Origin of the sequence: Bradyrhizobium sp. SEMIA (assembly GCF_014844175.1) — a bacterium.
Classification (GTDB): domain Bacteria; phylum Pseudomonadota; class Alphaproteobacteria; order Rhizobiales; family Xanthobacteraceae; genus Bradyrhizobium; species Bradyrhizobium arachidis.
Genome location: NZ_CP046601.1, coordinates 2000165 through 2022193 on the forward strand (window position 1 = coordinate 2000165; position 22029 = coordinate 2022193).

Annotated in this window: 20 protein-coding genes and 1 pseudogene; 9 read left to right on the top strand and 12 right to left on the bottom strand. The window is 65.2% G+C overall.

What is annotated here, in order from left to right:
- Positions 1–32 precede the first annotated feature (32 nt).
- Positions 33–1862 (bottom strand): aminopeptidase P family protein, encoded by a 1830-nt coding sequence (locus FOM02_RS09700; RefSeq protein WP_027560616.1) that lies wholly within the window; start codon positions 1860–1862, stop codon positions 33–35.
- Between the two features lie 188 nt (positions 1863–2050).
- Between FOM02_RS09700 and FOM02_RS09705 the strand changes: the two genes are divergently transcribed.
- Positions 2051–2236: a hypothetical protein gene (locus FOM02_RS09705; RefSeq protein WP_027560615.1), complete on the top strand. Its 186-nt coding sequence runs from the start codon at positions 2051–2053 to the stop codon at positions 2234–2236.
- A gap of 96 nt (positions 2237–2332) precedes the next feature.
- Here the strand turns inward: FOM02_RS09705 and FOM02_RS09710 are convergent, their stop codons facing one another.
- Positions 2333–3220, bottom strand: a complete 888-nt coding sequence (locus tag FOM02_RS09710; protein ID WP_027560614.1) for a 50S ribosomal protein L11 methyltransferase — start codon at positions 3218–3220, stop codon at positions 2333–2335.
- A 163-nt stretch (positions 3221–3383) separates the two neighbouring features.
- Between FOM02_RS09710 and FOM02_RS09715 the strand changes: the two genes are divergently transcribed.
- A complete protein-coding gene (locus FOM02_RS09715) occupies positions 3384–3539 on the top strand; it encodes a Flp family type IVb pilin (protein WP_092212661.1) in 156 nt (51 codons plus the stop codon).
- A 138-nt stretch (positions 3540–3677) separates the two neighbouring features.
- Here the strand turns inward: FOM02_RS09715 and FOM02_RS09720 are convergent, their stop codons facing one another.
- Together FOM02_RS09720 and FOM02_RS09725 are read right to left on the bottom strand one after the other, a co-directional pair.
- Complete coding sequence (locus tag FOM02_RS09720; protein WP_028146180.1) at positions 3678–3863, bottom strand: hypothetical protein; 186 nt, start codon at positions 3861–3863, stop codon at positions 3678–3680.
- Between the two features lie 186 nt (positions 3864–4049).
- Positions 4050–5660, bottom strand: coding sequence for a phytoene desaturase family protein (locus FOM02_RS09725; protein ID WP_027560611.1), 1611 nt, complete (start codon positions 5658–5660; stop codon positions 4050–4052).
- Positions 5661–5943: 283 nt separating this feature from the next.
- Here FOM02_RS09725 and FOM02_RS09730 point away from each other — a divergent pair, with 283 nt between their 5' ends.
- Positions 5944–8223, top strand: coding sequence for a fused MFS/spermidine synthase (locus tag FOM02_RS09730; RefSeq protein WP_027560610.1), 2280 nt, complete (start codon positions 5944–5946; stop codon positions 8221–8223).
- A gap of 142 nt (positions 8224–8365) precedes the next feature.
- On the opposite strand, the gene FOM02_RS09735 is transcribed toward FOM02_RS09730, so the two are convergent.
- Entirely contained in the window at positions 8366–9223 is an 858-nt protein-coding gene (locus FOM02_RS09735) for an alpha/beta fold hydrolase (RefSeq protein WP_027560609.1), read from the bottom strand.
- 333 nt (positions 9224–9556) lie between these two features.
- On the opposite strand from FOM02_RS09735, the gene FOM02_RS09740 reads away from it, so the two are divergent.
- The 3 genes from FOM02_RS09740 to FOM02_RS09750 are packed head-to-tail and all read left to right on the top strand — an operon-like array spanning position 9557 to position 12931.
- Positions 9557–10516 carry an acyl-CoA desaturase gene (locus FOM02_RS09740; protein ID WP_231164105.1) on the top strand — a complete coding sequence of 320 codons (960 nt, stop codon included), beginning with the start codon at positions 9557–9559 and terminating at the stop codon, positions 10514–10516.
- Between the two features lie 47 nt (positions 10517–10563).
- Positions 10564–11946, top strand: coding sequence for an MBOAT family O-acyltransferase (locus FOM02_RS09745; RefSeq protein WP_027560607.1), 1383 nt, complete (start codon positions 10564–10566; stop codon positions 11944–11946).
- A gap of 28 nt (positions 11947–11974) precedes the next feature.
- Positions 11975–12931, top strand: a complete 957-nt coding sequence (locus FOM02_RS09750; RefSeq protein ID WP_051377664.1) for a hypothetical protein — start codon at positions 11975–11977, stop codon at positions 12929–12931.
- A gap of 7 nt (positions 12932–12938) precedes the next feature.
- Here FOM02_RS09750 and FOM02_RS09755 read toward each other — a convergent pair whose 3' ends face one another.
- The 3 genes and pseudogenes from FOM02_RS09755 to FOM02_RS09765 form a co-directional block, all read right to left on the bottom strand.
- Positions 12939–13451, bottom strand: coding sequence for a hypothetical protein (locus tag FOM02_RS09755; protein ID WP_416207809.1), 513 nt, complete (start codon positions 13449–13451; stop codon positions 12939–12941).
- Positions 13452–13680: 229 nt separating this feature from the next.
- Positions 13681–14604, bottom strand: a pseudogene (locus tag FOM02_RS09760) (AMP-binding protein); the annotation flags it as partial.
- A 25-nt stretch (positions 14605–14629) separates the two neighbouring features.
- Positions 14630–14884, bottom strand: a complete 255-nt coding sequence (locus tag FOM02_RS09765; protein WP_027560604.1) for an acyl carrier protein — start codon at positions 14882–14884, stop codon at positions 14630–14632.
- A gap of 244 nt (positions 14885–15128) precedes the next feature.
- On the opposite strand from FOM02_RS09765, the gene FOM02_RS09770 reads away from it, so the two are divergent.
- Positions 15129–16385 carry a hypothetical protein gene (locus tag FOM02_RS09770; protein WP_027560603.1) on the top strand — a complete coding sequence of 419 codons (1257 nt, stop codon included), beginning with the start codon at positions 15129–15131 and terminating at the stop codon, positions 16383–16385.
- Between the two features lie 38 nt (positions 16386–16423).
- Here the strand turns inward: FOM02_RS09770 and FOM02_RS09775 are convergent, their stop codons facing one another.
- On the bottom strand, positions 16424–17203 hold the full coding sequence (locus tag FOM02_RS09775) for a L,D-transpeptidase (protein ID WP_027560602.1): 780 nt from the start codon (positions 17201–17203) through the stop codon (positions 16424–16426).
- A gap of 360 nt (positions 17204–17563) precedes the next feature.
- Here FOM02_RS09775 and FOM02_RS09780 point away from each other — a divergent pair, with 360 nt between their 5' ends.
- Entirely contained in the window at positions 17564–17887 is a 324-nt protein-coding gene (locus tag FOM02_RS09780; RefSeq protein ID WP_027560601.1) for a hypothetical protein, read from the top strand.
- 57 nt (positions 17888–17944) lie between these two features.
- Here the strand turns inward: FOM02_RS09780 and FOM02_RS09785 are convergent, their stop codons facing one another.
- On the bottom strand, positions 17945–18706 hold the full coding sequence (locus FOM02_RS09785; RefSeq protein WP_027560600.1) for an ABC transporter permease: 762 nt from the start codon (positions 18704–18706) through the stop codon (positions 17945–17947).
- Complete coding sequence (locus FOM02_RS09790; protein ID WP_027560599.1) at positions 18703–19626, bottom strand: ABC transporter ATP-binding protein; 924 nt, start codon at positions 19624–19626, stop codon at positions 18703–18705. Before FOM02_RS09790 ends, FOM02_RS09785 begins: the two co-directional genes overlap by 4 nt.
- Positions 19627–19912: 286 nt before the next feature.
- Between FOM02_RS09790 and FOM02_RS09795 the strand changes: the two genes are divergently transcribed.
- Positions 19913–20827, top strand: a complete 915-nt coding sequence (locus FOM02_RS09795; RefSeq protein ID WP_265441726.1) for a DMT family transporter — start codon at positions 19913–19915, stop codon at positions 20825–20827.
- On the opposite strand, the gene FOM02_RS09800 is transcribed toward FOM02_RS09795, so the two are convergent.
- Entirely contained in the window at positions 20824–21978 is a 1155-nt protein-coding gene (locus FOM02_RS09800) for an MFS transporter (protein ID WP_027559585.1), read from the bottom strand. The two genes, FOM02_RS09795 and FOM02_RS09800, sit on opposite strands and share 4 nt — an antisense overlap.
- Positions 21979–22029: the final 51 nt, after the last annotated feature.

Sequence of the window (22029 nt, forward strand, 5' to 3'; positions counted from 1 at the left end):
GTAGAGCTATGCGTCGTGCTCCGGCACGCGCGCTACGCCTTCAGCTCCGCCGTCGCCTGGTCGAGCCACGCCTTCGTCGCCTCGTCCAGTGCCGGTCGCACCTCGGCCCGCACGCGCGCATGATAGGCGTTGAGCCAGTCGAGCTCGTCACGGCTCAGCATCGCCACATCGATCAGCCGGCGATCGATCGGCGCCAGCGTCAGCGTCTCGAACGCGTTCATCGGCTTCTCGGCGCCCTTGATGTCGGCGGCGACGACGAGCTCGAGGTTCTCGATGCGGATGCCGAAGCCGTCGGTCTTGTAGTAGCCGGGCTCGTTGGAGAGGATCATGCCGCGCTTCAGCGGCGTCGTGCCGAGCTTGGAAATGCGCGCCGGCCCTTCATGCACACTGAGATAGCTGCCGACGCCGTGGCCGGTGCCGTGCTCGAAATCGACGCCGGCGGACCAGAGATATTGCCGCGCCAGCGTGTCGAGCTGCGCGCCGGTGGTGCCATCGGGAAACACGGCGCGCGCGATCGCGATATGGCCGCGCAGCACGCGGGTGAAGCGGTCGCGCATCTCGTCGGTCGGCTCGCCCACCGCCATGGTGCGGGTGACATCGGTGGTGCCGTCTTCATATTGCGCGCCGGAATCGATCAGCAGGAGATCGCCCGGCGCGATGCGCCGGTTGCTCTTGCGGGTGACGCGGTAATGCACGATGGCGCCGTTCGGCCCCGTTCCGGAGATGGTCGGGAACGACACGTCCTTCAGCGCGCCGGTGTCGCGCCGGAAGGTCTCCAGCGCCTCGACGGCGTCGATCTCGGTGAGCTTGCCGCTTCCGGCCTCCCGGTCGACCCAGGCGAGGAAGCGTGCCAGCGCCACGGCGTCGCGGACATGGGCCGTTTTCGTGCCGGTAATCTCGGTCGCGTTCTTGACTGCCTTGAGCAGCGCGATCGGATCGTTGCCGCGCACCGGCTTGCCGCCGGCGCTCGCGATCAATCGGCTCAGCGCGTCGGCGGCGGTGGCATTGTCGAGCGCGATCGCCGCGCCGCTCTTGGCCAGCGCCATCAGCGTCGGCGCCATCGCGTCGGGCTCGCGCACATCGGCGGACTGCTCGAGATGATCGCGCGAGAGATTCGAGAGCTTGCGGTGGTCGATGAAGATGGTGGGACGGCCGTCCTTCGGCACCAGCGCATAGGACAGCGGCAGCGGCGTATGGGCGACGTCGGCGCCGCGGATGTTGAAGGTCCAGGCCACCGCATGGCTGTCGGACAGCACCAGCGCGTCGACCCCGAGCTTGTCGATCTCGCTCCTGATCTGCGCGAGCTTCGCAGCCTCGGCGGTCCCCGCATATTGCAGGCCGTGGACGGCGACGGGCGCGAGCGGCGGCTGCGGCCGGTCCTGCCAGATCGCATCGACCGGATTGCTGTCGACGGCGACCAGCTCGGCGCCGGCCTTGGCGCAGGCCGCCGCGAGGCGCTCGGCTGCCGCAGAAGTGTGCAGCCACGGATCAAATCCTAGGCGATCGCCCGCCTTCAGGTGCGCCGACACCCAGCTCTCCGGGGGCGGATCGACCAGAGACTCCACCGCCCAGGCTTTGGCGTCGACCTGCTTGGCGGCCTGGATGGTGTAGCGGCCGTCGACGAACACCGCGGCCTCGTGCGTCAGCACCACGGCCAAGCCTGCCGAGCCGGTAAAGCCGGTCAGCCAGGCGAGGCGCTCCTCCGACGGGGCCACATATTCGTTCTGCTGCTGGTCAGCGCGCGGAACGATGAAGCCGGTCAGCTTGCGGCGGGCGAGCTCTTCACGGAGCGCGGCCAGGCGCGCCGTCAATGCGACGCCGGCTTCAGGTTCCTCGAATGTCTGGAAGTGTGCTTCGAACATGATGGGCTCAATCTAGGACCATGGGGATCGGTCCGCAATGCGGACGCAATTGCGCCGCATCTGGCATGGACTGTGCTTGAAAATCTGCCATTCGAATTGAGTGGAGTACAGGATGCAGCAGTTGCGCTTCGTCCGGATAACAGGGAAATTCGAGCAAGTGGTTCATCTCAACGGCGAGGGGACACACGATGCCAGCGTTCACGTTTGAGAAGATCACGCCGCCGGTCCGCCGCGCCCCGGCCGAAACCCAGCCTGAGAAGCCGCGCGGCCTCATCAGCCAATTGATCGATCGTTTCGCCGAACGCCGCGCCAGGCGCGCCTTGCAGGGCGAGGGCGCGATGCAACGGGACGAGAAGCCGGGCGAAGTTTCGTAGGGTGGGCAAAGGCGCGAAGCGCCGTGCCCACGATCTTTCTCCAGCGGCGACAGATGGTGGGCACGCTTTCGCTGTGCCCACCCTACGTCATCTCGCTTACCCCACCTTCCGCAGCAACAAGCTGCTCCAGCCCTCGATCCGTAGATGCCTGAGCGGCACGAGGTCGCGCGCGCGGTAGGCGGCGATCACGGCGGGAGCCTGGTGCGTGAGCAGGCCGGAGAGGATGACGCGGGCGCCGGGCGCCAGGTGCCGCGCCATCGGCCCGGCCAGTTGCCTTAACGGATTGGCAAGGATGTTGGCCAGCACCAGGTCGAACGGGCCGGATTTGGCAAAATCGGGTGCGGCAAAGCCGGTCGCGCGGATCACCCGGACGCAGGTGCCGACTTCGTTCAGCGCCGCGTTCTCGGCCGCCACCCGCACCGAGGGCGGGTCGATATCGGAGGCCAGTACCGCGCGATGCAGCGCCTTCGCCGCCGCGATGGCGAGCACGCCGGTCCCGGTGCCGAGGTCGAGAATGTTCCGTGGCCCGGAACTCTTCAGGACATGGTCAAGCAACAGTAAACAGCCGCGGGTGGTGCCATGGTGGCCGGTGCCGAAGGCGAGCGCCGCCTCGATCTCGATCTTGAGCTTGTTCGGCGCGACGCGGTCGCGGTCGTGGCTGCCGTGCACCACGAAGCGTCCGGCCGGCACCGGGACGAGATCTTCCAGGCTCGCCTTGACCCAGTCCTTGGCTTCGACCGTATCGAAGACGAGAGTCGCGGCGATCTCATTTCCTGCTGAAGTTGCAACGAGTTCGCGCAACAATTCCTGATCCGGCGCGTCGGCGAAATGCAGCGTGACGTCCCATCGTCCGTCCGGCCGCTCGAACGCCGCGACCGCCGCATCGCCCTCGAAGAACACCTCGGTGAGCACATCGACAACGCGCTTTGCCGAGGCCTCGTCGGCAAGCGAAAAGCTAGCGCGGTGGGTGGGGGAAGGCTGCATCCTGGGGTTCCGTCAGGTTCAATTTTTGGAACTTTTGTTCCAAATTTCCGTACAACTTGCAATTCGCCGATTAACCCGACTGCAGGTTGCGCCCCGTAGATTTGCGGATGTTGGGGCTGACCAACACAGCTTGAAATGGAAACGGAGGCGAATCTTGAAGTCCATGGTTTTGAAGTTCTGGTCCGATGAATCGGGTGCGACCGCGATCGAATACGGCCTGATTGCGGCCGGTATTGCGCTCGCGATCATCACCGTGGTGAACGGTCTCGGCACCACGATGAACGAGAAGTTCGGTTCGATTAGCAGCTCCTTGAAGTAATTTCCGCCTCCTATTTCCCAGCGGGGGCACCTTTCTTCATGGACAGTCATATTTCGACGAACGCCCGCTGGGGGAATTGCCCTCCGGCGGGCGAGGTCGTTTTAGGGGCTGCTTCTGACAGGAAGACGCGGTCGTGCCTCAGTTTGAACTGGGTGGCCTGAAGCCAGAGACCAGTTGGATATGAATGTCTTGGGCGACTATCCGGCGCGCCCATTCAGCCTGATCTTCCGCAATCAGTTTCGCGACCAGCAACTCGTCCACGATCGACGCGGCAATTTGCTCGCTCCAGCGGATGTCTTCCGCGTTTCTCTTTTCGTCGATCATGCGAGACACTCCCCGGCGTCCACAGCCTGTCCGCCCGTCATTCGGGGGCCATCCACCGTCTTATACCCTACTTATCCCGCGCCTTTTCCACAGCTGATCCGGGCTTGTATGAAAGGACCATGCCCGGTTCACCACAGCCCTGCCAACAGGCCTCTCCACAGCCCATCCACAAACTCGTCCACAGACCTATCCACGGCTTCCGAACAGGCTGCGATGATCCCGTAGGATCGCCTGCGCCGCGTTGTGGCCGGGGGCGCCGGTGACGCCGCCGCCGGGATGGGCGCCCGAGCCGCAATGATAGAGGCCTTTGAGGGGGCCGCGATAATCGGCATGGCCCAGCATCGGCCGCGCCGAGAACAGCTGATTCAAGGTCAGCGCGCCGTGGAAGATGTCGCCGCCGAGGAGGCCGAACTGCCGTTCGAGATCGAGCGGCGACAGGATCTGGCGGCCGAGCACGCTTGCCGCAAAGCCCGGCGCATAGTTATCCACCGTCGCGATCATGAGATCGGCGACCTCGTCGCGATGGTCGTCCCAGGACTTGCCGTCGGGCAGCTCCGGCGCGACGTGCTGGCAGAACAGGCTGGCGACGTGCTTGCCTTCCGGCGCGAGCGTGTCGTCGAGCGTCGAGGGGATCAGCATCTCGATGACCGGTTCGCGGCTCCAGCCCTGCGCGCGCGCATCCAGATACGCGCGGTCCATGTAGGGAAGGCTTGGCGCGATGATGATGCCGGAGGTGAGGTGATCGCCATCATCAGGCAGCGCCGTGAAGGAGGGCAGGCGGTCCAGCGCCACATTCATGCGGAAGGTGCCGGAGCCGTTCTTCCAGTGCCTGATACGGGCGAGGAATTCCGCCGGCAGGGCGTCGGCCGCGATCAGGTGCGTGTAGAGCAGCTTTGGATTGACGTTGGCTGCGACGTATTTCGCGCGAATGGTCGTGCCGTTCTCCAGCACCACGCCGACGGCGCGGTCGCGCTCGACGATCACCTCGCGCACGCCGGCATCAAGGTCGATCACGACACCACGGCTCTGCGCGGCGCGCGCCATCGCCTGCGTGATCGCACCCATGCCGCCGATGGCGTGGCCCCAGACGCCCTTCTTGCCGTTCACCTCGCCAAAGGCGTGGTGCAGCATCACATAGGCCGAGCCGGCGGCGTAGGGGCTGGCGTAATTGCCGACGATGGCATCGAAGCCGAACAGCGCCTTGACCAGATCATGCTCGAAGCGCTCGTCCAGCATCTCGCCGGCCGAGCGGGTGAAGAGGTCAAGCAGGCTGCGGCTCTGCTCCAATGTCAGGCCGCGCAGGATGTTGGCGCTCTGCAATGCGTTGACGGCCTCGCGGATCGCGTTCGGGCCAAAGCCGTCGAGCAGGTTCGGCGGTGCGCGCAGCACGAATTGCCTGAGCACGTCGGCGATGTCCTCCAGCTCGCGCGAGAAGCCGTCAACCGCCTCCGCATCATGCGCGCTGAGCCGTGCGACCGACGCTTTGGTCCGTCCCTCGCCGGTGAGGAGATAGCTGCCATCAGGTGCGGGCAGGAAATTCTGCGCGCGCCGCTCGACGATTCGCAGGCCCTGCTCGGCGAGGCCCAAATCGCGGATCACCTGCGGATTGAGCAGGCTCACCGTGTAGGCGGCGACCGAATTGCGGAAACCAGGATGAAACTCCTCGGTGACCGCGGCCCCGCCGACCACCTTGCGGCGCTCGACCACGCGCACGCGCAGGCCTGCCATCGCGAGATAGGCCGCGCAGGTGAGGCCATTATGGCCAGCGCCGATGATGACGACGTCGGTTTCGGTCATGATGTCCCTGGCGTCATTCCGGGGCGATGCGCAGCATCGAACTATGGTGCGGGCTCCGCACCGGAGAATCTCGAGGTTCCGGGTTCGCCTCTTCGACGCGCCCCCGAATGACATCTCTATATCAAGCATTCCCCGCTGCAACATCACGTGCCCCTTTATTGCCCGTTCAGGCGCGGTGTGCTCCATTGCGCGCGGTCCGGCGCCCGCCGGGGGAGTTATTCGACGCGTTTTCCAGCGCGAACCGGTGCCCGCTTCGCTGGAAAACGCTTTTGCCGGAGCTTTCATGGATTCGATCGTGCAACCCGCCGCCACGGAGCAGCCGTCGTCGTCGCGCAACCGGCTGCTGCTGACGGTCTACACCGCCGCGATCTTCGTCAGCGCGCTGTTGCTGTTCTCGGTGCAGCCGCTGTTCACGAAGATGGTGCTGCCGCGGCTCGGCGGCTCGCCGGCGGTGTGGTCGGTGGCGATGGTGTTCTTCCAGTCGCTGCTGCTTGCCGGCTATGCCTATGCGCATCTGTTGATGCGGGTCAGGAACCGCATCGTTCCCGTCGTGGTGCATCTGATGCTGCTGATCGCGGCCTTCGCCACCCTGCCGCTCGGCATCGCCTCTGCCTATGGCGAGCCGCCGGCGTCGGGCTACGCATTCTGGCTGCTCGGCCTGTTCGTGGTCTCGATCGGCCTGCCGTTCTTCGCGCTCGCCGCCAACAACCCGCTGCTGCAAGCCTGGTTCGTCCGCACCGGCCATCCTGCCGGCCACGATCCCTATTTCCTCTATGCCTCCTCCAACATCGGCAGCTTCCTCGCGCTGTTGTCCTATCCCTTCCTGCTGGAGCCGATGTTCACGCTGCACACGCAGAACCGGTTCTGGACCGCCGGCTATGGCCTGCTGATCCTGCTGATCGGCGGCTGCGGCGTGTTGCTGCTGCGCTCGCCGAAGCTTCCCGTGGTCGATGCGCAAACCGAGGAGATCAATGCGCCGGCCCCGAGTCTGCTGACGCGGCTGCGCTGGATCTTCCTCGCCGCGGTGCCGTCCGGCCTGCTCATCGCCGTCACCGCGCATATCTCGACCGACGTCGCGGCGGCGCCGCTGCTATGGGTGCTGCCGCTCTCGCTGTATCTGCTCACCTGGGTGGTGGTGTTCCAGTCGCGCCCGCTGTTGCCCCACAAATGGATGCTGATGCTCCAGCCGGTTGCGATCGCGGGCGTCATCGTCCTGCTGGCATTCGGCGGCGAGCAGAACCTGCTGCTGACCCTCGGCGGGCACCAGCTCTGCTTCTTCGTCATCGCCATGGCCTGTCATGGCGAGCTGGCGCGGACCCGGCCGGCGGCCAAATATCTCACCGGCTTCTATGTCGCGCTGTCGTTCGGCGGCATGATCGGCGGGCTGTTTGCCGGTCTCGTTGCTCCCTTCACCTTCTCATGGATCGCCGAATATCCGATCCTGGTCGCGCTTGCCGCGCTGTGCCGGCCGCCCGCCAGCGAGCGTCTCGCCGGTGTCGTCAAATGGTACTGGCTGGTGCTCGCCGCGCTTGCGGTCGCGCTGGTTGTGCCGTCCACCACCACGGGTGATCTGTCGACCTGGTTCGAGGATCACCGCGTCTGGGTCGCCGGCGGCGTCGGCGTGCTCGCCGCGCTGCTGGCGCTGGCATTCAATGCAGACCGCTGGAAGATCTTTGCCACCGTCGCGCTGGCGCTGGCCTTGATCCGCGTTTATCCCGCGGACGAGGGCCGCGTCACCACGGTGCGCAGCTTCTTCGGCGTGCACAAGATCGTGGTGACGCCCGGCGGCTATTTCCACGTGCTGATGCACGGCACCACCATCCACGGCGCCGAGCGCTTCCTCAACAATGACGGCACGCCCGTCGCCGGCCGGCCGGAGCCGATCACTTACTATCACAAGGACGGCGGCATCGGTCAGGCCGTCACCGCGATGCGCGAGCGCAAGGGCGGCCCGCTGAAGGTCGCGGCAATCGGCGTCGGCTCGGGCACGCTCGCCTGCGCCGCCGAACGAGGGGAGGACTGGAAGTTCTTCGAGATCGACCAGTCGATGGTGGATGCGGCGCGGGATCCGAAGAATTTTCGTTACATCTCGAGCTGCCTGCCGGACCTGAAGCCGGTCATCGGCGACGCACGCCTGACCTTCGCGAAGGAGCCCGACGGCGCCTACGATCTCATCATCGTCGATGCCTATTCGTCGGATGCGATCCCGATTCACCTCGCGACCGAAGAGGCGATGAAGATCTACAAGGACAAGCTCGCCCCGCACGGCGCGGTGGTGATGCACGTCTCCAACCGGCATCTCGATCTGGAGCCCGTCGTGGTCGGCATCGCCGACGCCAACGATTTGAAGAGCTGGGTCTACAACGAGGATTCGGGCCGCGATTCCGATTACATCTTCTCCACCGACGTCGTCATTTCCGCGCGCGATGCGGACGACGTCGGCAGGATCGCATCCTCCAAGCAATGGGAGGAAACCGAAGCCGACGACAGGGTGCGGGTCTGGACCGACGATTATTCCAATATTTTGGGCGCGCTGTACCGGCGGATAAGGGACGGGGAGTGATCGAGGCTCTCGTGTCCCGGACGCGGCGCGGCATGAATTGACGCGACGCAGAGCCGGGACCCAGAAAGATGGGCCCCGGCTCTGCAGCGCACCGCTACGCGCTGCGCCGCGTCCGGGGCACGAGAGGCGCAAGGCCGCACGCTCAGCGCTCCGGCACCGCGGCCGCCAGCTGATCGATGGTTGGCCGCGGCTTCCCCAGGCGCGGCAAGTTGAACGGGCTGTCGTCCTCGCCGAGCTCGTTGAGGAAGTCGTGGACCGCGCCTTCGATGAAGCCCTTGACCTGGTCCGAGCCTCGATCGCTGAGATCGTTGTGCTGGAATTCGGTCTTCACCACCTGGATGCCCGCCTTGGCGCAGGTCTCGTCGTCAGGGACGACACCGGGATCGGGCTTGAACTGCGGATCCCTGGAGCGGAAGGACAGGATCTTGACCCTGCCGTCGGTGACGAAGGGCACGCGCAGATTGTCGAGCGTGACGACCTTCTTCACCAGCTCCGGATGGAGCTTGGCGAAATACATCGAGATGTCGCCGCCGTTCGAATGCCCCACCAAAGTCAAATGGTGGTAGTCCGCATTGGGATAGAGCTGTTTGAGCCGCTCGATCGTGAACAGGATGTTGGCGATGCCGCGATTGTATTGCGAGCGGCGGCCGACATATTCCTCGCCGGCCTTGGTCACCATGGGATCGTCGCTCGAAAGATCGTGCTGGATGCTCACGACGAGATAGCCGCGCGCGGCGAATGTGTTGGTCAGGAACGAATACTCGGTGTGCTTGACCGTGTTGCCGTGGCTGAGAATGACGACCGGCAGGTCGATCATTTCGGCCATCGACTGGATCTCGCGGTCGCGGCGAACCGAGACCTCGACGGTCACGTCGCGGTCGCCGCGCAGGATGTCGGCCATCGCAAGGGTCGTGTGGTGGATCGCCCATTTGCCGGCAACGAAATAGGTGAAGGCCATCAGCGCCGCGGCTGAGGCGAAAACGGCAATGCCTCGCTTCATGACAGTCTCCGCATCCGGTGATCTCAATCCTGCGGGCGGGGCCATCGCTTGGATCATGCCCGGCACAAATTCCGGGCGCGCCGCAACACTTTCCGCCAGCCGTCCTGGCTCGATGAATGGGCCGGAAGCTATTGCGGGGTTTTTACAGTTGGATGACCGGCCGTTTGCGCGCGGCCGGAAGGCGGGATTCTCTCGCAAAAGTGAGGGAATTGCCGGTTTCCGGCCCCCGCCGGGGCCCAGGGCCCATGGGCCGGACCTGTTGAAACTTGAGGCGGCGGCTTGGGTTGCGCCCGCCCGGCTTGTATGTACTCATGATTGCATTGGAATCCGCCCGTGCCACAGAAACGCGATCACCGCATCATCCGCAGCCGGCATTTTCACAAGATGCAGCGGCGGCATTTCATCCTTTTCGATGTGCTGCCCTTCCTCGGCGCGCTGGCTGCGCTGGGGCTGTTGTTCGTCCGGCCGATCGGTGCCATGGAGCTCGGCCTGTTCCTCGGCTTCTGGCTGATCACCGGCCTCGGCCTCACCGTCGGCTATCACCGCCTGTTCACCCACCGCGCCTTTGCGACCTCCACGACGGTGAGCGCGATGCTGATCATCATGGGGTCGATGGCCGGCCGCGGCTCGATGCTGTCCTGGGCGGCGATGCACCGGCGCCACCACGAACTGTCAGATCACGACGGCGACCTGCACTCGCCGCTTCTGCATGGCGACAGCCTGCTCGGCCGCTTGCGCGGTTTCCTGCACGCGCACCTGACCTGGATGATCGCGCACGATTATCCCAACGTGGCGCACTACGTGCCAGACTTGATGGCGGACCGCAGGCTGGTCGCCGTCAACAGCTACTATTACAGCTGGGTCGTGCTCGGCCTGGTGCTGCCGGCGGCGATCGGCGGCCTCGTCACCATGAGCCCGTGGGGCGCGCTGAACGGCTTCCTGTGGGGCGGCGTGGTGCGCATGTTCGTGGTCGAGCAGACCTTTTCGGCCATCAACTCCGTCATGCACACCTTTGGCACGCAGCCCTTCGTCACCCGCGACGACAACAGCCGCAATCTCGGTGTAATGGCCTGGCTCGCCTGGGGTGAGGGCTGGCACAACAACCACCATGCCTTTCCGTATTCCGCGGCCTTTGGCCTGCGCTGGTTCGAGTTCGATCCCGGCTTCATCTTCATCCGCGCGCTGGAAGCGGCGGGGCTCGCCTGGGACGTCAAGGTGCCGAGCGAGGAGAAGATCGCGCGGCGCATGCTGCGGCAGCCGGGCGATGCCGCACCCGATCTGGAAACGGGCTGAGCGTCATCGGCCGGCGCGAGCGCCGGTGATGGCGCGGCTTTGATCCGATGCTCTTCAACGACTATGCCTTTCTCCTGGTCTTCCTGCCGGCGGCACTGCTGATCTACCGCCTGGCCGATCCCTATCCGCATTTGCGCATCGGCGTGCAGGTCGCGCTGTCGCTCGCCTTTTATGCCTGGGGCAGTCCGTCCTTCATCCTGCTGCTGATCGCCTCGATCGCGATCAACTGGCTCGCCTCGGTCGTCTATGGGCGGGTGAAATGGAAGACCCTGCTGACGCTGGTGATCGTGCTCGATCTTGCGGTGCTGGCGCTGTTCAAATACGCCAACTTCCTGCTCGCCAATGTCGGCCTCGTGCTCGGCACCACGCTGCCGGCGCTCGACATCGGGCTGCCGCTCGGCATCTCCTTCTTCACTTTCCACCACATCATGTACCTGGTCGATCTGAAGCGCGGCAAGGCGCCGCTCTACGCGCTCGACCGCTACGCGCTCTACATCGCCTTCTTCCCGCAGGCGATTGCAGGGCCGCTGGCGCGCTGGTCGGAGGTGATGCACCAGTTCGGAAGGCAGGTTTACGTGCCGGGCTGGCAGCGCCAGTTCTGCATCGCGACCAGCTTCATCGCGCTCGGCCTGTTCGAGAAGATCATGATTGCCGACAGCATCGCGCATCTGCTCGATCCGATCTACGCGGCGGCAGCACATGGGCCGCTTCCAAGCGGCGATGCCTGGCTCGCCTTCTGCTTCTCATTCCAGATCCTGTTCGACTTCTCCGGCTATTCGGACATCGCGATCGGCCTTGGCCTGCTGTTCGGCGTGCAACTGCCGTACAATTTCAACGCGCCGCTGCGCTCGACCAACATCCAGGATTTCTGGCAGCGCTGGCACATCACCCTGATGCTGTTCCTGCGCGACTACGTGTTTTACCCACTGGTCAATTCGCGCCTGTTGCCGCGGCGCTTTCTGCCGGTGCAATTCTTCGGCGCGATGCTGATCACGATGGCGCTGTGCGGCCTGTGGCACGGCGCGAGCTGGACCTTTGTGCTGTGGGGCATGCTGCACGGACTCGCGCAGGTCGTTTGTTCGCTGTGGCGGCGCTATGGTCCGCGCTGCCCGTCATGGCTCGGCTGGGCGCTCACGGTGCTGTTCGTGCTCGCGACCGGCGTGATCTTTCGCGCGGGATCGGTGGAGGCGGCCTGGCATGTCTTCTCCGGGCTGTTGTCGCCGCTGCCGCTCGAACGCGGTGGACAGTTGTGGCCGCTGATCGCAGCGCCGTTGTTCGCGTTCGTGCTGCCGGCGAGCCAGGACATCGTGGCTTTCTTCACCCGCCGTCCGAACGTGGTGCTGGCGGGCCTGCTCGGTGTCGGCATTCTTGCCTTGCTGATTCAGATCGGCGAACGAGGGGTCCATGAGTTCGTCTACTTCCAGTTCTGACGTCTCATCCGGATGGAGCCGTTGCCTCGTGGCCTGCTTTGGCGCGCTCGCGCTGGGCGCGGCGTTGATTGCGACCCTCGTGATCCTTGTCGATCCCTACGATAGCGGCCGTTTTGGTCCCTTCGCCATTCGCGGCGTGGCTGACCGCAATCCCTGGACGGCCAATGTAAGCCGAGCCCGCGACACGCAATTTGATTCCGCCATCCTAGGCAATTCGACCGGGCAGCTGCTCGAACCTGCGCGACTGGACAAGGCGACGGGTCTGCGCTTCGTTCAGCTTGTCGCGCCTGGCGCCGATCCGCGCGGCGATCTCGCGATTCTCGATTTCTTTGCCCGGCACCACCAGACGATCCGCGCCCTCGTCTTCTCGATCGATCAGCCCTGGTGCAGCCAGGCGGTCTTGCCTCTGTCGAAGGACCCATTTCCGTACTGGCTTTATGAGGGCGGCACATTGCGCCAGCTCGGCCATCTCTTCACCTGGGCCGCGCTCGATCGCTCATTCCAACGTATCGCCATCGCTCGCGGCGCCCGCCAGCCGGTCCGCGCCGATGGCTATTGGAATTACGAAGAACTATGGGCGCCCGGCGCGAAGCATCCGACTGCTGCGGAGCCGGCGAACGCGGCGCCGTTCAGAGGCAAAGTCACGGATCATTTTCCGTACGCGGACATGCTGGCCGCCGCGATCGGAAAATTTCCGCGCGAGGTGGCGGTCGTGCTGGTGATGCCCCCGACCTTCTACACGATCGTGCCTGTTCCCGGCACGCGCGACGCCGCAGTTCATGCGGCTTGCAGGGAAGCCTTCCGCTCCATTGTCAGCGGGCGCGCAAACAGCAACCTGGTCGACTATCGCGTCGACAACGCGTTGACGCGTGATCCCGCCAATTTTACGGATCTCGTCCACTACCGCGCGGCCATCGCGCGCAGGATTGAGCAAGGCATCGCCGCGAGCCTGCGAGACGGTCAGGGCGCAAAGATCGATTTCTGAGTCGGCCTCAGCCGATCTCCTCAAATCCTCCGTCGAGCCACAGCCGGCGCGCCAGCTTGCGCTGGATCTTGCCGCTGGTGGTTTTTGGCAGCGTGCCCGGACGGATCAGCGCGATGTGGCGCGCGGAGAGCTCATGGCTGTCGGCGACGGCTTCGCGGATCCGGCCCTTGATCTCCTCGGTGTCGATGGTGTGGCGCGCAGTGCGCTCGACTTCCTGCACGATGACGAGCGTCTCTTCGCCCTCGTCCGGCACCGAGAAGGCCGCACCGCAGTTTTCGCGCAAAGCACCGTCGAGCGACTGCACCGTGCGCTCGATGTCCTGCGGATAATGGTTGATGCCGCGGATGATGATGAGGTCCTTGATCCGCCCGGTGACGAACAGCTTGCCATTTGTATCGAGGAAACCGAGATCGCCGGTGCGCAGCCACAGGCCGTGCTCGCCGGAGATCTCAGCATTGAGCCCGTCGCGGCTCGCTTCGCCGTTGCGCCAATAGGCGCGGGCGACGTTGGCGCCATTCACCCAGATCTCGCCGACGCGGTCGGCGGGCAGACGCGTGCGCTGCTCCGGGTCCACGATCGCGATCCGTTCGCCGGCGAGCGCGCGCCCGCAGCCGACGACGATCTGCGTGTCGTCCGCGCTGGACGGCGCTCACGCTGCGCGTGACGTGACCGCCGCCGCGGCGTCCGCCGGAGATCAGCAGCGTCGCCTCCGCCATGCCGTAGGCCGGATAAATCGCGCGCGGATCGAATCCGTGGGGCGAGAAAGCCGTGACGAACCGCTCGATGGTGTCCGCATGCACCGGCTCGGCGCCGTTCAGCGCGATCCTGAGCGAGGAGAGATCGACGCCCTCCATCTGGTCGGCGCGATAGCGGCTGACGCAGAGATCGAAGCCGAAATTCGGACTGCACGCCACTTCCGCACGGTAATGCGAGATCGCGCGGAGCCAGCCAAGCGGCCGCTGCATGAAGGCATTCGGCGCCATCAGCACACAAGTAGCTCCGACATAGAATGCCTGCAGCGCGTTCAGGATCAGCCCCATGTCGTGATAGAGCGGCACCCAGTTGACGTAGGTCGACTGTCTGGTGTTGCCGAGCGCGAGCCGGATCATCTCGAGATTGGCGAGCAGGTTGGCGTGGCTCACCATCACGCCCTTGGGCTCCGAGGTTGAACCTGAGGTGTATTGCAGGAATGCAATGTCCTCGGCCGTCGGCTCGGGCAGATCGACTGCCGCCGCGGCATCGGCGGCAAGATCAACCTCGATCCAGCGGATGTTCGCCTGCGCAAAGCGCGTTTGCAGATCGCCGCGAAGCGCGAAAGCCGAACTGGTCAGCGCCAGCGCCGGTGTGCAATTGGCGAGGATCGCGGCGCTGGCGTCGCGCGCGGCGTTTCGCCGCGGCATCATCATCGGCACCGCGATGATGCCGGCCATCAGGCAGCCGAAGAACGCCACCATGAATTCGATGCCGGGCGGAAACACCAGGATGGCACGCTCGCCGGGCCGTGCGGCCGCAGTCAAGCGCGTCGCAAGCGCGCTTGCGGCGTCACGCAGCTGGCGGAAGGTGAGGGCGGCTTCTTCCGTGCCGCGATCGGAGACGAAGACATAGGCGCGGTCGTCAGCCTGCTCCGCGGCGCGCCGCGCCAGGAGCGCCACGAGCGAGCGGAAGCTGTCCATTGGGCTGCGCCGGGTTCAGCCGCCGTCAGGCGGCGGTGCGGATCGCGCGCTTGTCGGCGAGAAATCGCGACAGGGCCTCGACGGTCGGATGGTCGTAAAAGTCGTCCGTCGACAGTTCGAGGTCGAGCTTCTCCTCGAGCTCCATCATGAGATAGACCAGCATCGCCGAATCGAGGCCGAGGCGGTTGAACTTGGTGCCGGTGTCGACCCGATCCTTCGAGATGCGCAGGATATTGGCCAAAGCGGTAACGCAGAAATCCGAAATCTGCTCGCGAGTCATGTCATTTCCCAGAAACAATTGGAAAGACAATACGGGCGACCCCAAGGTTGTCAATTTGGCCGAAACGCCGCGGCGTTGAAGGTTGGGGACTGTTGCCTTTGCGCCGCTCGCTGCTCGATTCGTGCCCAGACTGACTCGGTTTGCTGCCTTAGGCAGCGGCATGTTGGTCGGTGAGGCGGTTGACGACGGCCGCGAAGCAGCGAAACTGGTTCTCAAAAGAAGATCGGTTCCGGGAGGGACAGACATGCGGCGCATCTTGATCGCAGCGATGGCGGTTCTCATGGTTGGGCAGGCGGCAGCCAAGGATGTGCTTTCGGGGGCTCGTCTTTACGAAGACGTCACGCGCTACGCCTCCTTCGGCCTGCACCGCTTCGGCTCGCCCGGCGACCGCGCCACCGCGGACTGGATCGCCGGCGAGATGAAGCAGGCGGGATTTGACGTCAGCTTCCAGCCCGTCGTGCTCGGCCGGCAATATGTCGTCGAGCAGGCCAGCGTCGATGCCGGCGGCACGCGCGTGGAGGCGACACCGTTCTGGTGGCCGCCGGAAGACCAAGCGAGCTTCCATCTCACGGCGCCGCTCGCGCGCGATGGCGATGTCGCCGGGAAGATCCTCTTGCTCGACCTGCCATTCGATCGCGGCGCCTATCTCGGCCCCGCCCATCGCGCGGCGATCAGCGAGGCGGCGGCGAAGAAGCCCACTGGCATCCTCCTGACGATCGGCAATCCCGCCGACGACCGTTTTGCCTACAACGTCACTCAGGAGGACACGCCCTGGCCGGTGCCGGTGATCGTGGTCGGCGCCAGATCGCGCCCGACCTTCGAGCGCGCGCTGGCGTCAGGTGCGCCTGTCACCCTTGACGTCAAGGGCCATTACGAGCGCGATGTTGCCGGCCGCAACGTCATCGCCTCGATCGGCACCGGCCCGACCATCGTCGTCTCGACGCCGATGACCGGCTGGTACAGCTGCGTCTGCGAGCGCGGCCCCGGCATCGCCAACTTCCTCGCGCTCGCGCGCACCGTCGCTGCGGAAAAATGGCCGGCGCATTTCGTCTTCATCGCGACCGCCGGCCACGAGATCGGCCATGGCGGCATGGAGCTGTTCCTGAAGCACGGCGCGCCGGCGACGAAGCAGACGCTGGCGTGGATTCACTTCGGCTCGTCGAACGCCTGCTACGCCTTTGCGGAAGGAGCCCGCACCGATCGGCCTGAGGAAGAGCGCTATCTCGTGCTGAGCAAATCGGCCGTCGCGCTGACCGACGAGGCCTTCGCCAGGGTCGATGCCAAACGTCTGGTGACGGAGAAGCAGGCAGTCGGCGAGCTGCGCGACGTGCATGCAGCGGGCTACGCCAATTTCCTTGGCATGGCCGGCCGCCATCGGACGTTCCACACTCCGTCGGACGATCTCGCTGCGACCGGGGCCGACATCCTCGAGCCGGTCGCCCGTGCCTTCGTCGATGCTGCGCGGAAGATCGTCGAACGCGGCGAGGCCGCGTTCAGATAGAGCATGATCCGAACCCGGATCATGCTCAAATAACAACGTCAGTTCTGATAGTAGCCGCGCGGCTGATAATACTGCCGCGGCTGCTGCTGATAGTAGCCCTGCTGGCCGTAGCCCTGATTGTAATACTGCTGCGGCTGCTGCTGCTGATAAACCTGCGCGTCATAGAGCGGGCGGCCGGCAGAGCGCGGGGCCGGATAGCGTGCGCCGGTGTCGCTGCCGTCGGCCGGATAGATGTAGTTGTCGTCCTGCGGCATGTAGCGGCGGGCGGGTTGCGCCGGCGGCGCCAGATTCACGGGATCGCCTGAGGTGGCGTATTGCTCTTCGGCCGGCTGCTGGGCGCGAGCGACCGCATTGGCATTGCGGCCGCGCGGGTTGCGCGCCAGCGCCACTTGCGCCGAGCCGGTCAACGTCACCGTGGTGTTGAGCACGCCCTGCTGCTGCACCAGCGCGTAGAGCGTCGAGGCGTTCTGGCGCGACAGCCGGACGCAGCCATGCGAGGCCGGCGAGCCGAGACGGCCGACCGAGTCGGTGCCGTGAATGGCGTGTCCGACCTTGGTGAAGAAGATCGAATGCGGCATCGGCGCGTCGTCGAACTCCTTGGAGAAGTGATCCTCTTCCATGCGGAAGGCGCGGAAGGCGCCGCTCGGCGTCTCGCGCGAGGGGATGCCCGTCGACACCGGCCAGTGATAGCGGGTCACGCCGTCGACGACGACGGTCATCTGCTGATTGTCCTTGTCGACGGTGATGTCGACCTTGGCGTGCGCGGTGCCCGCGCTCAAAAGCATCAGGGAAGTGAACGCGATTAAATATGAACGCATCTGACGTCTGGCCTCCGGCCTGTTCACGCTAGAGCATGATCCGGAAAAGTGTGTAGCGGTTTTCCGAAAGATCATGCTCAAACAATAGCACCGCGGCTCTCCGTCCCCCGGCGTGCAATATGCCTGCAATCCGGCTTTCGTTCCAGCGGCCTGCCCAGCCATCGTTAACGTGATGCGTGATGTAAGCAAGGCCGCTTTGTGCCACGTGGTGAGCTGCGATGCTGACATTTTCGCGAGCGGACGGGCATTCACAACGCCGACAATTCGTCACAAAGGCGCAACCATTTGGCCGCTTCGAACGTTGATTGTCGCCTGCCGCGACAGGCGGCGTCCGCCGCCGAACACCCCTTGGGATCGAAGATGAACAAAGCCCGTATCGCCGCCGCAGCCCTGCCGGCCGGTCTGCCTGCCCGCCTGCTGTTCGCAGCTGCCGCCATCCTGCTCGCGCTGTTGGCGCTGCCGCACGCCGGCCACGCCCAGGGCATCGTGCGCGGCGCGCAGGAAGGTTCGTATGAAGGTAACCGCATCGCCGGCCCCGTGGGCGGCGTCGTAGGTGGCGCGGTCGGCGCCGGCGTCGGCGGCGCCGTCGGCGCGGTGGAAGGCGTGTTCGGCATTCCCCACCGTCACTATCGCCACTGCCGCGGCTATTACGACGGCTATCACCGCTTCCACTGCTATCGGTGAGTTCACGGCCGTCATTCCGGGGCTCGCCCTACGGGCGCCCCGGAATGACGGAAGAGGTTAGTTCTTCAGCCGGTAGCCGGTGCGGAAAATCCACCAGATGATGGCGAGGCAGACCACCAGGAACGCCACTGTCATGCCGATGCTGACGGACACGCTGACGTCGGCGATCTCGTAAAAACTCCAGCGGAAGCCCGAGATCAGATAGACGACCGGATTGAGCATCGCGACCGTGCGCCAGCCCGCCGGCAGCATGTCGATGGAATAGAAGCTGCCGCCGAGGAAGGTCAGCGGCGTCACCACCAGCATCGGGATCATCTGCAGCTTCTCGAAGCCGTCGGCCCAGATGCCGATGATGAAGCCGAACAGGCTGAACGTCACCGCCGTCATCACCAGGAAGGCCAGCATCCAGATCGGATGATGGATGTGCAGCGGCACGAACAGGCCGGCTGTCGCCAGGATGATCAGGCCCAGGATGATTGACTTGGTCGCGGCGGCGCCGACATAGCCGAGCACGATCTCGAAATAGGAGATCGGCGCCGACAGAATCTCGTAGATCGTGCCGGTGAATTTCGGGAAGTAGATACCGAACGAAGCGTTGGCGATGCTCTGCGTCAGCACCGAGAGCATGATCAGGCCCGGCACGATGAAGGTGCCGTAGCTGACGCCCTCGACCTGGCTGATGCGCGAGCCGATCGCCGCGCCGAACACCACGAAATAGAGCGAGGTCGAGACCACCGGCGAGACGATGCTTTGCAGCAGCGTGCGCCAGGTGCGCGCCATTTCGAACAGGTAGATGGCGCGGATGGCGCGGTGGTTCATGACGTCCTCACGAGGTCGACGAAGATGTCCTCGAGCGACGATTGCGTCGTGTCGAGATCGTTGAAGCGGATGCCGGCGGTGCGGAGGTCGCTGAGCAGGCTGGTGATGCCGGTGCGCTCGCCCTTGGTGTCGTAGTCGTAGACCAGCGTCGCGCCGCCGTCGCAGAGGTCGAGTTCGTAATGCGCGAGGCTCTCCGGCAGCGAGGCAATCTTGCCTTGCAGATGCACCGTCAGCCGCTTCTTGCCGAGCTTCTGCATCAAGGTCGTCTTGTCCTCGACCAGCACGATCTCGCCCTTGTTGATGACGCCGATGCGGTCGGCCATCTCCTCGGCTTCCTCGATGTAATGGGTGGTCAGGATGATGGTGACGCCGGATTGCTGGAGGGTGCGCACCACCTCCCACATGCCCTTGCGTAGCTCGACGTCGACTCCGGCGGTGGGCTCGTCCAGGAACAGGACCTGGGGCTCGTGCGACAGCGCTTTGGCGATCATCACGCGGCGCTTCATGCCGCCGGAAAGCGTGATGATCTTGTTGTCCTTCTTGTCCCACAGCGAGAGGTCCTTCAGCACCTTCTCGATATGGGCGGGGTTCTTCGGCTTGCCGAACAGGCCGCGGGAGAAGCTCACCGTCGCCCACACGCTCTCGAACGCGTCGGTGTGCAGTTCCTGCGGCACCAGGCCGATCAGCGAGCGCGCCTTGCGGTAGGAGGTCTGGATGTTCTCGCCGCCGACCAGAACCTTGCCTTCGCTGGGATTGGCGATGCCGCAGATGATCGAGATCAGCGTGGTCTTGCCCGCGCCGTTCGGCCCGAGCAGCGCAAAGATCTCGCCGCGCTTGATGTCGAGATTGACGTTCTTGAGCGCCTTGAAGCCGGACCCATAGGTCTTCGACAGATTGGCGACGGAAATGATGGAGGACATGATGGCCGCAAGGCTGAGGGGCAAAGGCTGGGGAAGGAAGCTGGAACCCGCCGGGAGGCGGGTCAGCGGTGCCCTGAGATAGGAATGCCCTTGCCCGGTCGCAATTGCCCGGAGAAAAATGGCCTCAAAACAGGTGGTTGAGTGGCAGGTTCCCGGCAAGTGTTGCGCGATGGTCACGGCTTGCCGCTAAGATCGCCGCTCACGCGCCTCTTTGTTGCGTCTGCGAGCGGGCCGTGGCTACGATTCCGGCCAATCGCAAAGCGTATCGTCCCCAGGGAAAACATCGATGAGACCGAACGGCCGTCACACCGCCGGCGCCAGCCAATTGTCCGCCCTCCGCGTGTGGGCGCTCTGCCTGCTCCTGCTGTCAGCTGTTGCCATCAGCCCGACCACCGCCCGGGCGGCCCCGAGCCAGGCCCAGGTCGCGACCACGCATGTCTACCTGCTCCGCGGCGTGCTCAACATCTTCTCGCTCGGGCTCGACACCATCGGCGCCCGGCTCCAGGCGCAGGGGATCCCGGTGACCGTCGCCAACTTCGTGTCCTGGTCCTCGCTTGCCGATGAAGCCGCGACCGCCTACAGGGCCGGCCGCCTCAAGACCATCATCCTGGTCGGCCATTCCTCCGGCGCGACCGCGCTGCCCGACATGATCGCCAAGCTCAACCAGCTCGGCGTTCCCGTGAAGCTCGCGATCGGCCTCGACTCCGTGTTCAAGACTAGGCTCTCGACCGGTGCCGAGCGCCTCGCGCAGAGCCCGCCGGGGGCCTGGCGCGGCGAGTTGATCATGACCGGGGCGGTGTTCTGCATGGCATTCTACAACGTGCTGTCACGGCCGCGGATGCAACGCTCCAGCGCGCTCGGCTTTCTCACGGTCGGCATGGGCGCGGGCGCCCTCGTGCTGGTGCTGGCAGGCCTTGTGAAGGGCAGTTTTGCAGCACTCGATCACTTCACGACGGGACAGTGGATCGCCGGCATCTATCTGGGGATCGGCGGCGGCGCGCTCGCCTTCATCCTCTGGGTCATGGCGCTGGCGCGGGCGACGCCGACCCGGGTCGCCAATACCATGACAGTCAATCCGATCGCCGCTGCATTGCTGGCGGCGCTGCTGATCGGCGAGCCGATCACGCCCAATCTTCTGGTCGGGCTGATCGCCGTGTTCACCGGCATCTGGATCGCGACCAGCGAGGCGAAGAAAGCCTAGCTCCGGGGCGCGGCGCGGATCAGGAACAACGCCGCCAGTGCCGACAGGCTGAGCGCGGAGGAAACGATCAGCACCTTGGCGCCCATGACGTCGATCAAGAGGCCAAAGGCCAGCGGCGCCACCGCCTGCGCCATCCGCGCCGGAGCCCCGATGATGCCGAGGCGGTAGCCGAAGTCCTTGGGGCCGAAGATCGACAGCGGCAGCGTGCCGCGGGCAATCGTCAGGATGCCGTTGCCCGAGCCGTGGAGCAGCGCAAAGGCGCTTGCGGCGGCGCCTCCGAAGATGGCCACCACGGCCGCTCCGATCGGATGGGTGAGGCAGGCAAGCCGCGTCGACCACAGCGGATGGAAACGGCTTAGGAAGCCGGCTTCGAGGACGCGCGCGGCCACCTGGGCCGGACCGATCAGCGCACCGGCCGCGATCGCCTCGACATGCGTCGCGCCGGTTGCTTCCACGATGCGCGGGAAATGCACGGCCATCGCACCGGTGACGGTCCAGGCCGCGGCGAAGACGAAGGCGAGCAGGATCATGGTGCGGTCGAGCGGCACATGCGGCTTTTCCGCAGTCGCGGCCGCCTGCCTCGCGCCCTTGATCGACGGCAGCATGAAGAAGTTGAGGGGAAGGCCGATCAGGATGTTGGCGGCGGCCCAGGCAAAACAGGTCTCGCGCCAGCCGATATGGGCGAGGCCCCAGGCGGTGAGAGGCCAGCCGACGGTGGAGGCGAAGCCCGCCATCAGCGTGATGCCGGTGATCGAGCCGCGGGCTTCCGTGCCGTAGATGCGGCCGAGCGCGGCGAAGGCTGCGTCGTAAAGTCCCATCGCCATGCCGATGCCGAGCACGAGCCAGGCGAACGCCATCACCGCGACCGATTGCGAGAGGCCGAGCAGGACGAGGCCGGCGGCGATGGTCAGGTTGGAGGCCGACAGCACCTGCCGTCCGCCGACCAGATCGATCTGCCGCCCGATGCGCGGGCCGAGCATGGCTGAGATCACCAGCGAGGCCGAGAAAGCGCCGAAGACCCAGTTGGAGGAGACGCCGAGGTCGCGCGCCATGGGATCGGCGAGCAGCGCCGGCAGATAATAGCTGGAGGCCCAGGCCAGGGTCTGCGTGGTGCCAAGCGCCAGGATGATCGGAAGCTGGCGCTGGCTCATCCTCGCGCACTTCCGATTCTGGCCGACGAAATCATCATGTGAGGCATTTGC

Excerpts from the sequence above, each read along its gene's own strand:
- FOM02_RS09700 (WP_027560616.1), bottom strand. The coding sequence starts at position 1,862 with ATGTTCGAAGCACACTTCCAGACATTCGAGGAACCTGAAGCCGGCGTC.
- FOM02_RS09705 (WP_027560615.1), top strand. The coding sequence starts at position 2,051 with ATGCCAGCGTTCACGTTTGAGAAGATCACGCCGCCGGTCCGCCGCGCC.
- FOM02_RS09710 (WP_027560614.1), bottom strand. The coding sequence starts at position 3,220 with ATGCAGCCTTCCCCCACCCACCGCGCTAGCTTTTCGCTTGCCGACGAG.
- FOM02_RS09715 (WP_092212661.1), top strand. The coding sequence starts at position 3,384 with ATGGTTTTGAAGTTCTGGTCCGATGAATCGGGTGCGACCGCGATCGAA.
- FOM02_RS09720 (WP_028146180.1), bottom strand. The coding sequence starts at position 3,863 with ATGATCGACGAAAAGAGAAACGCGGAAGACATCCGCTGGAGCGAGCAA.
- FOM02_RS09725 (WP_027560611.1), bottom strand. The coding sequence starts at position 5,660 with ATGACCGAAACCGACGTCGTCATCATCGGCGCTGGCCATAATGGCCTC.
- FOM02_RS09730 (WP_027560610.1), top strand. The coding sequence starts at position 5,944 with ATGGATTCGATCGTGCAACCCGCCGCCACGGAGCAGCCGTCGTCGTCG.
- FOM02_RS09735 (WP_027560609.1), bottom strand. The coding sequence starts at position 9,223 with ATGAAGCGAGGCATTGCCGTTTTCGCCTCAGCCGCGGCGCTGATGGCC.
- FOM02_RS09745 (WP_027560607.1), top strand. The coding sequence starts at position 10,564 with ATGCTCTTCAACGACTATGCCTTTCTCCTGGTCTTCCTGCCGGCGGCA.
- FOM02_RS09765 (WP_027560604.1), bottom strand. The coding sequence starts at position 14,884 with ATGACTCGCGAGCAGATTTCGGATTTCTGCGTTACCGCTTTGGCCAAT.
- FOM02_RS09770 (WP_027560603.1), top strand. The coding sequence starts at position 15,129 with ATGCGGCGCATCTTGATCGCAGCGATGGCGGTTCTCATGGTTGGGCAG.
- FOM02_RS09775 (WP_027560602.1), bottom strand. The coding sequence starts at position 17,203 with ATGCGTTCATATTTAATCGCGTTCACTTCCCTGATGCTTTTGAGCGCG.
- FOM02_RS09780 (WP_027560601.1), top strand. The coding sequence starts at position 17,564 with ATGAACAAAGCCCGTATCGCCGCCGCAGCCCTGCCGGCCGGTCTGCCT.
- FOM02_RS09785 (WP_027560600.1), bottom strand. The coding sequence starts at position 18,706 with ATGAACCACCGCGCCATCCGCGCCATCTACCTGTTCGAAATGGCGCGC.
- FOM02_RS09790 (WP_027560599.1), bottom strand. The coding sequence starts at position 19,626 with ATGTCCTCCATCATTTCCGTCGCCAATCTGTCGAAGACCTATGGGTCC.
- FOM02_RS09795 (WP_265441726.1), top strand. The coding sequence starts at position 19,913 with ATGAGACCGAACGGCCGTCACACCGCCGGCGCCAGCCAATTGTCCGCC.
- FOM02_RS09800 (WP_027559585.1), bottom strand. The coding sequence starts at position 21,978 with ATGAGCCAGCGCCAGCTTCCGATCATCCTGGCGCTTGGCACCACGCAG.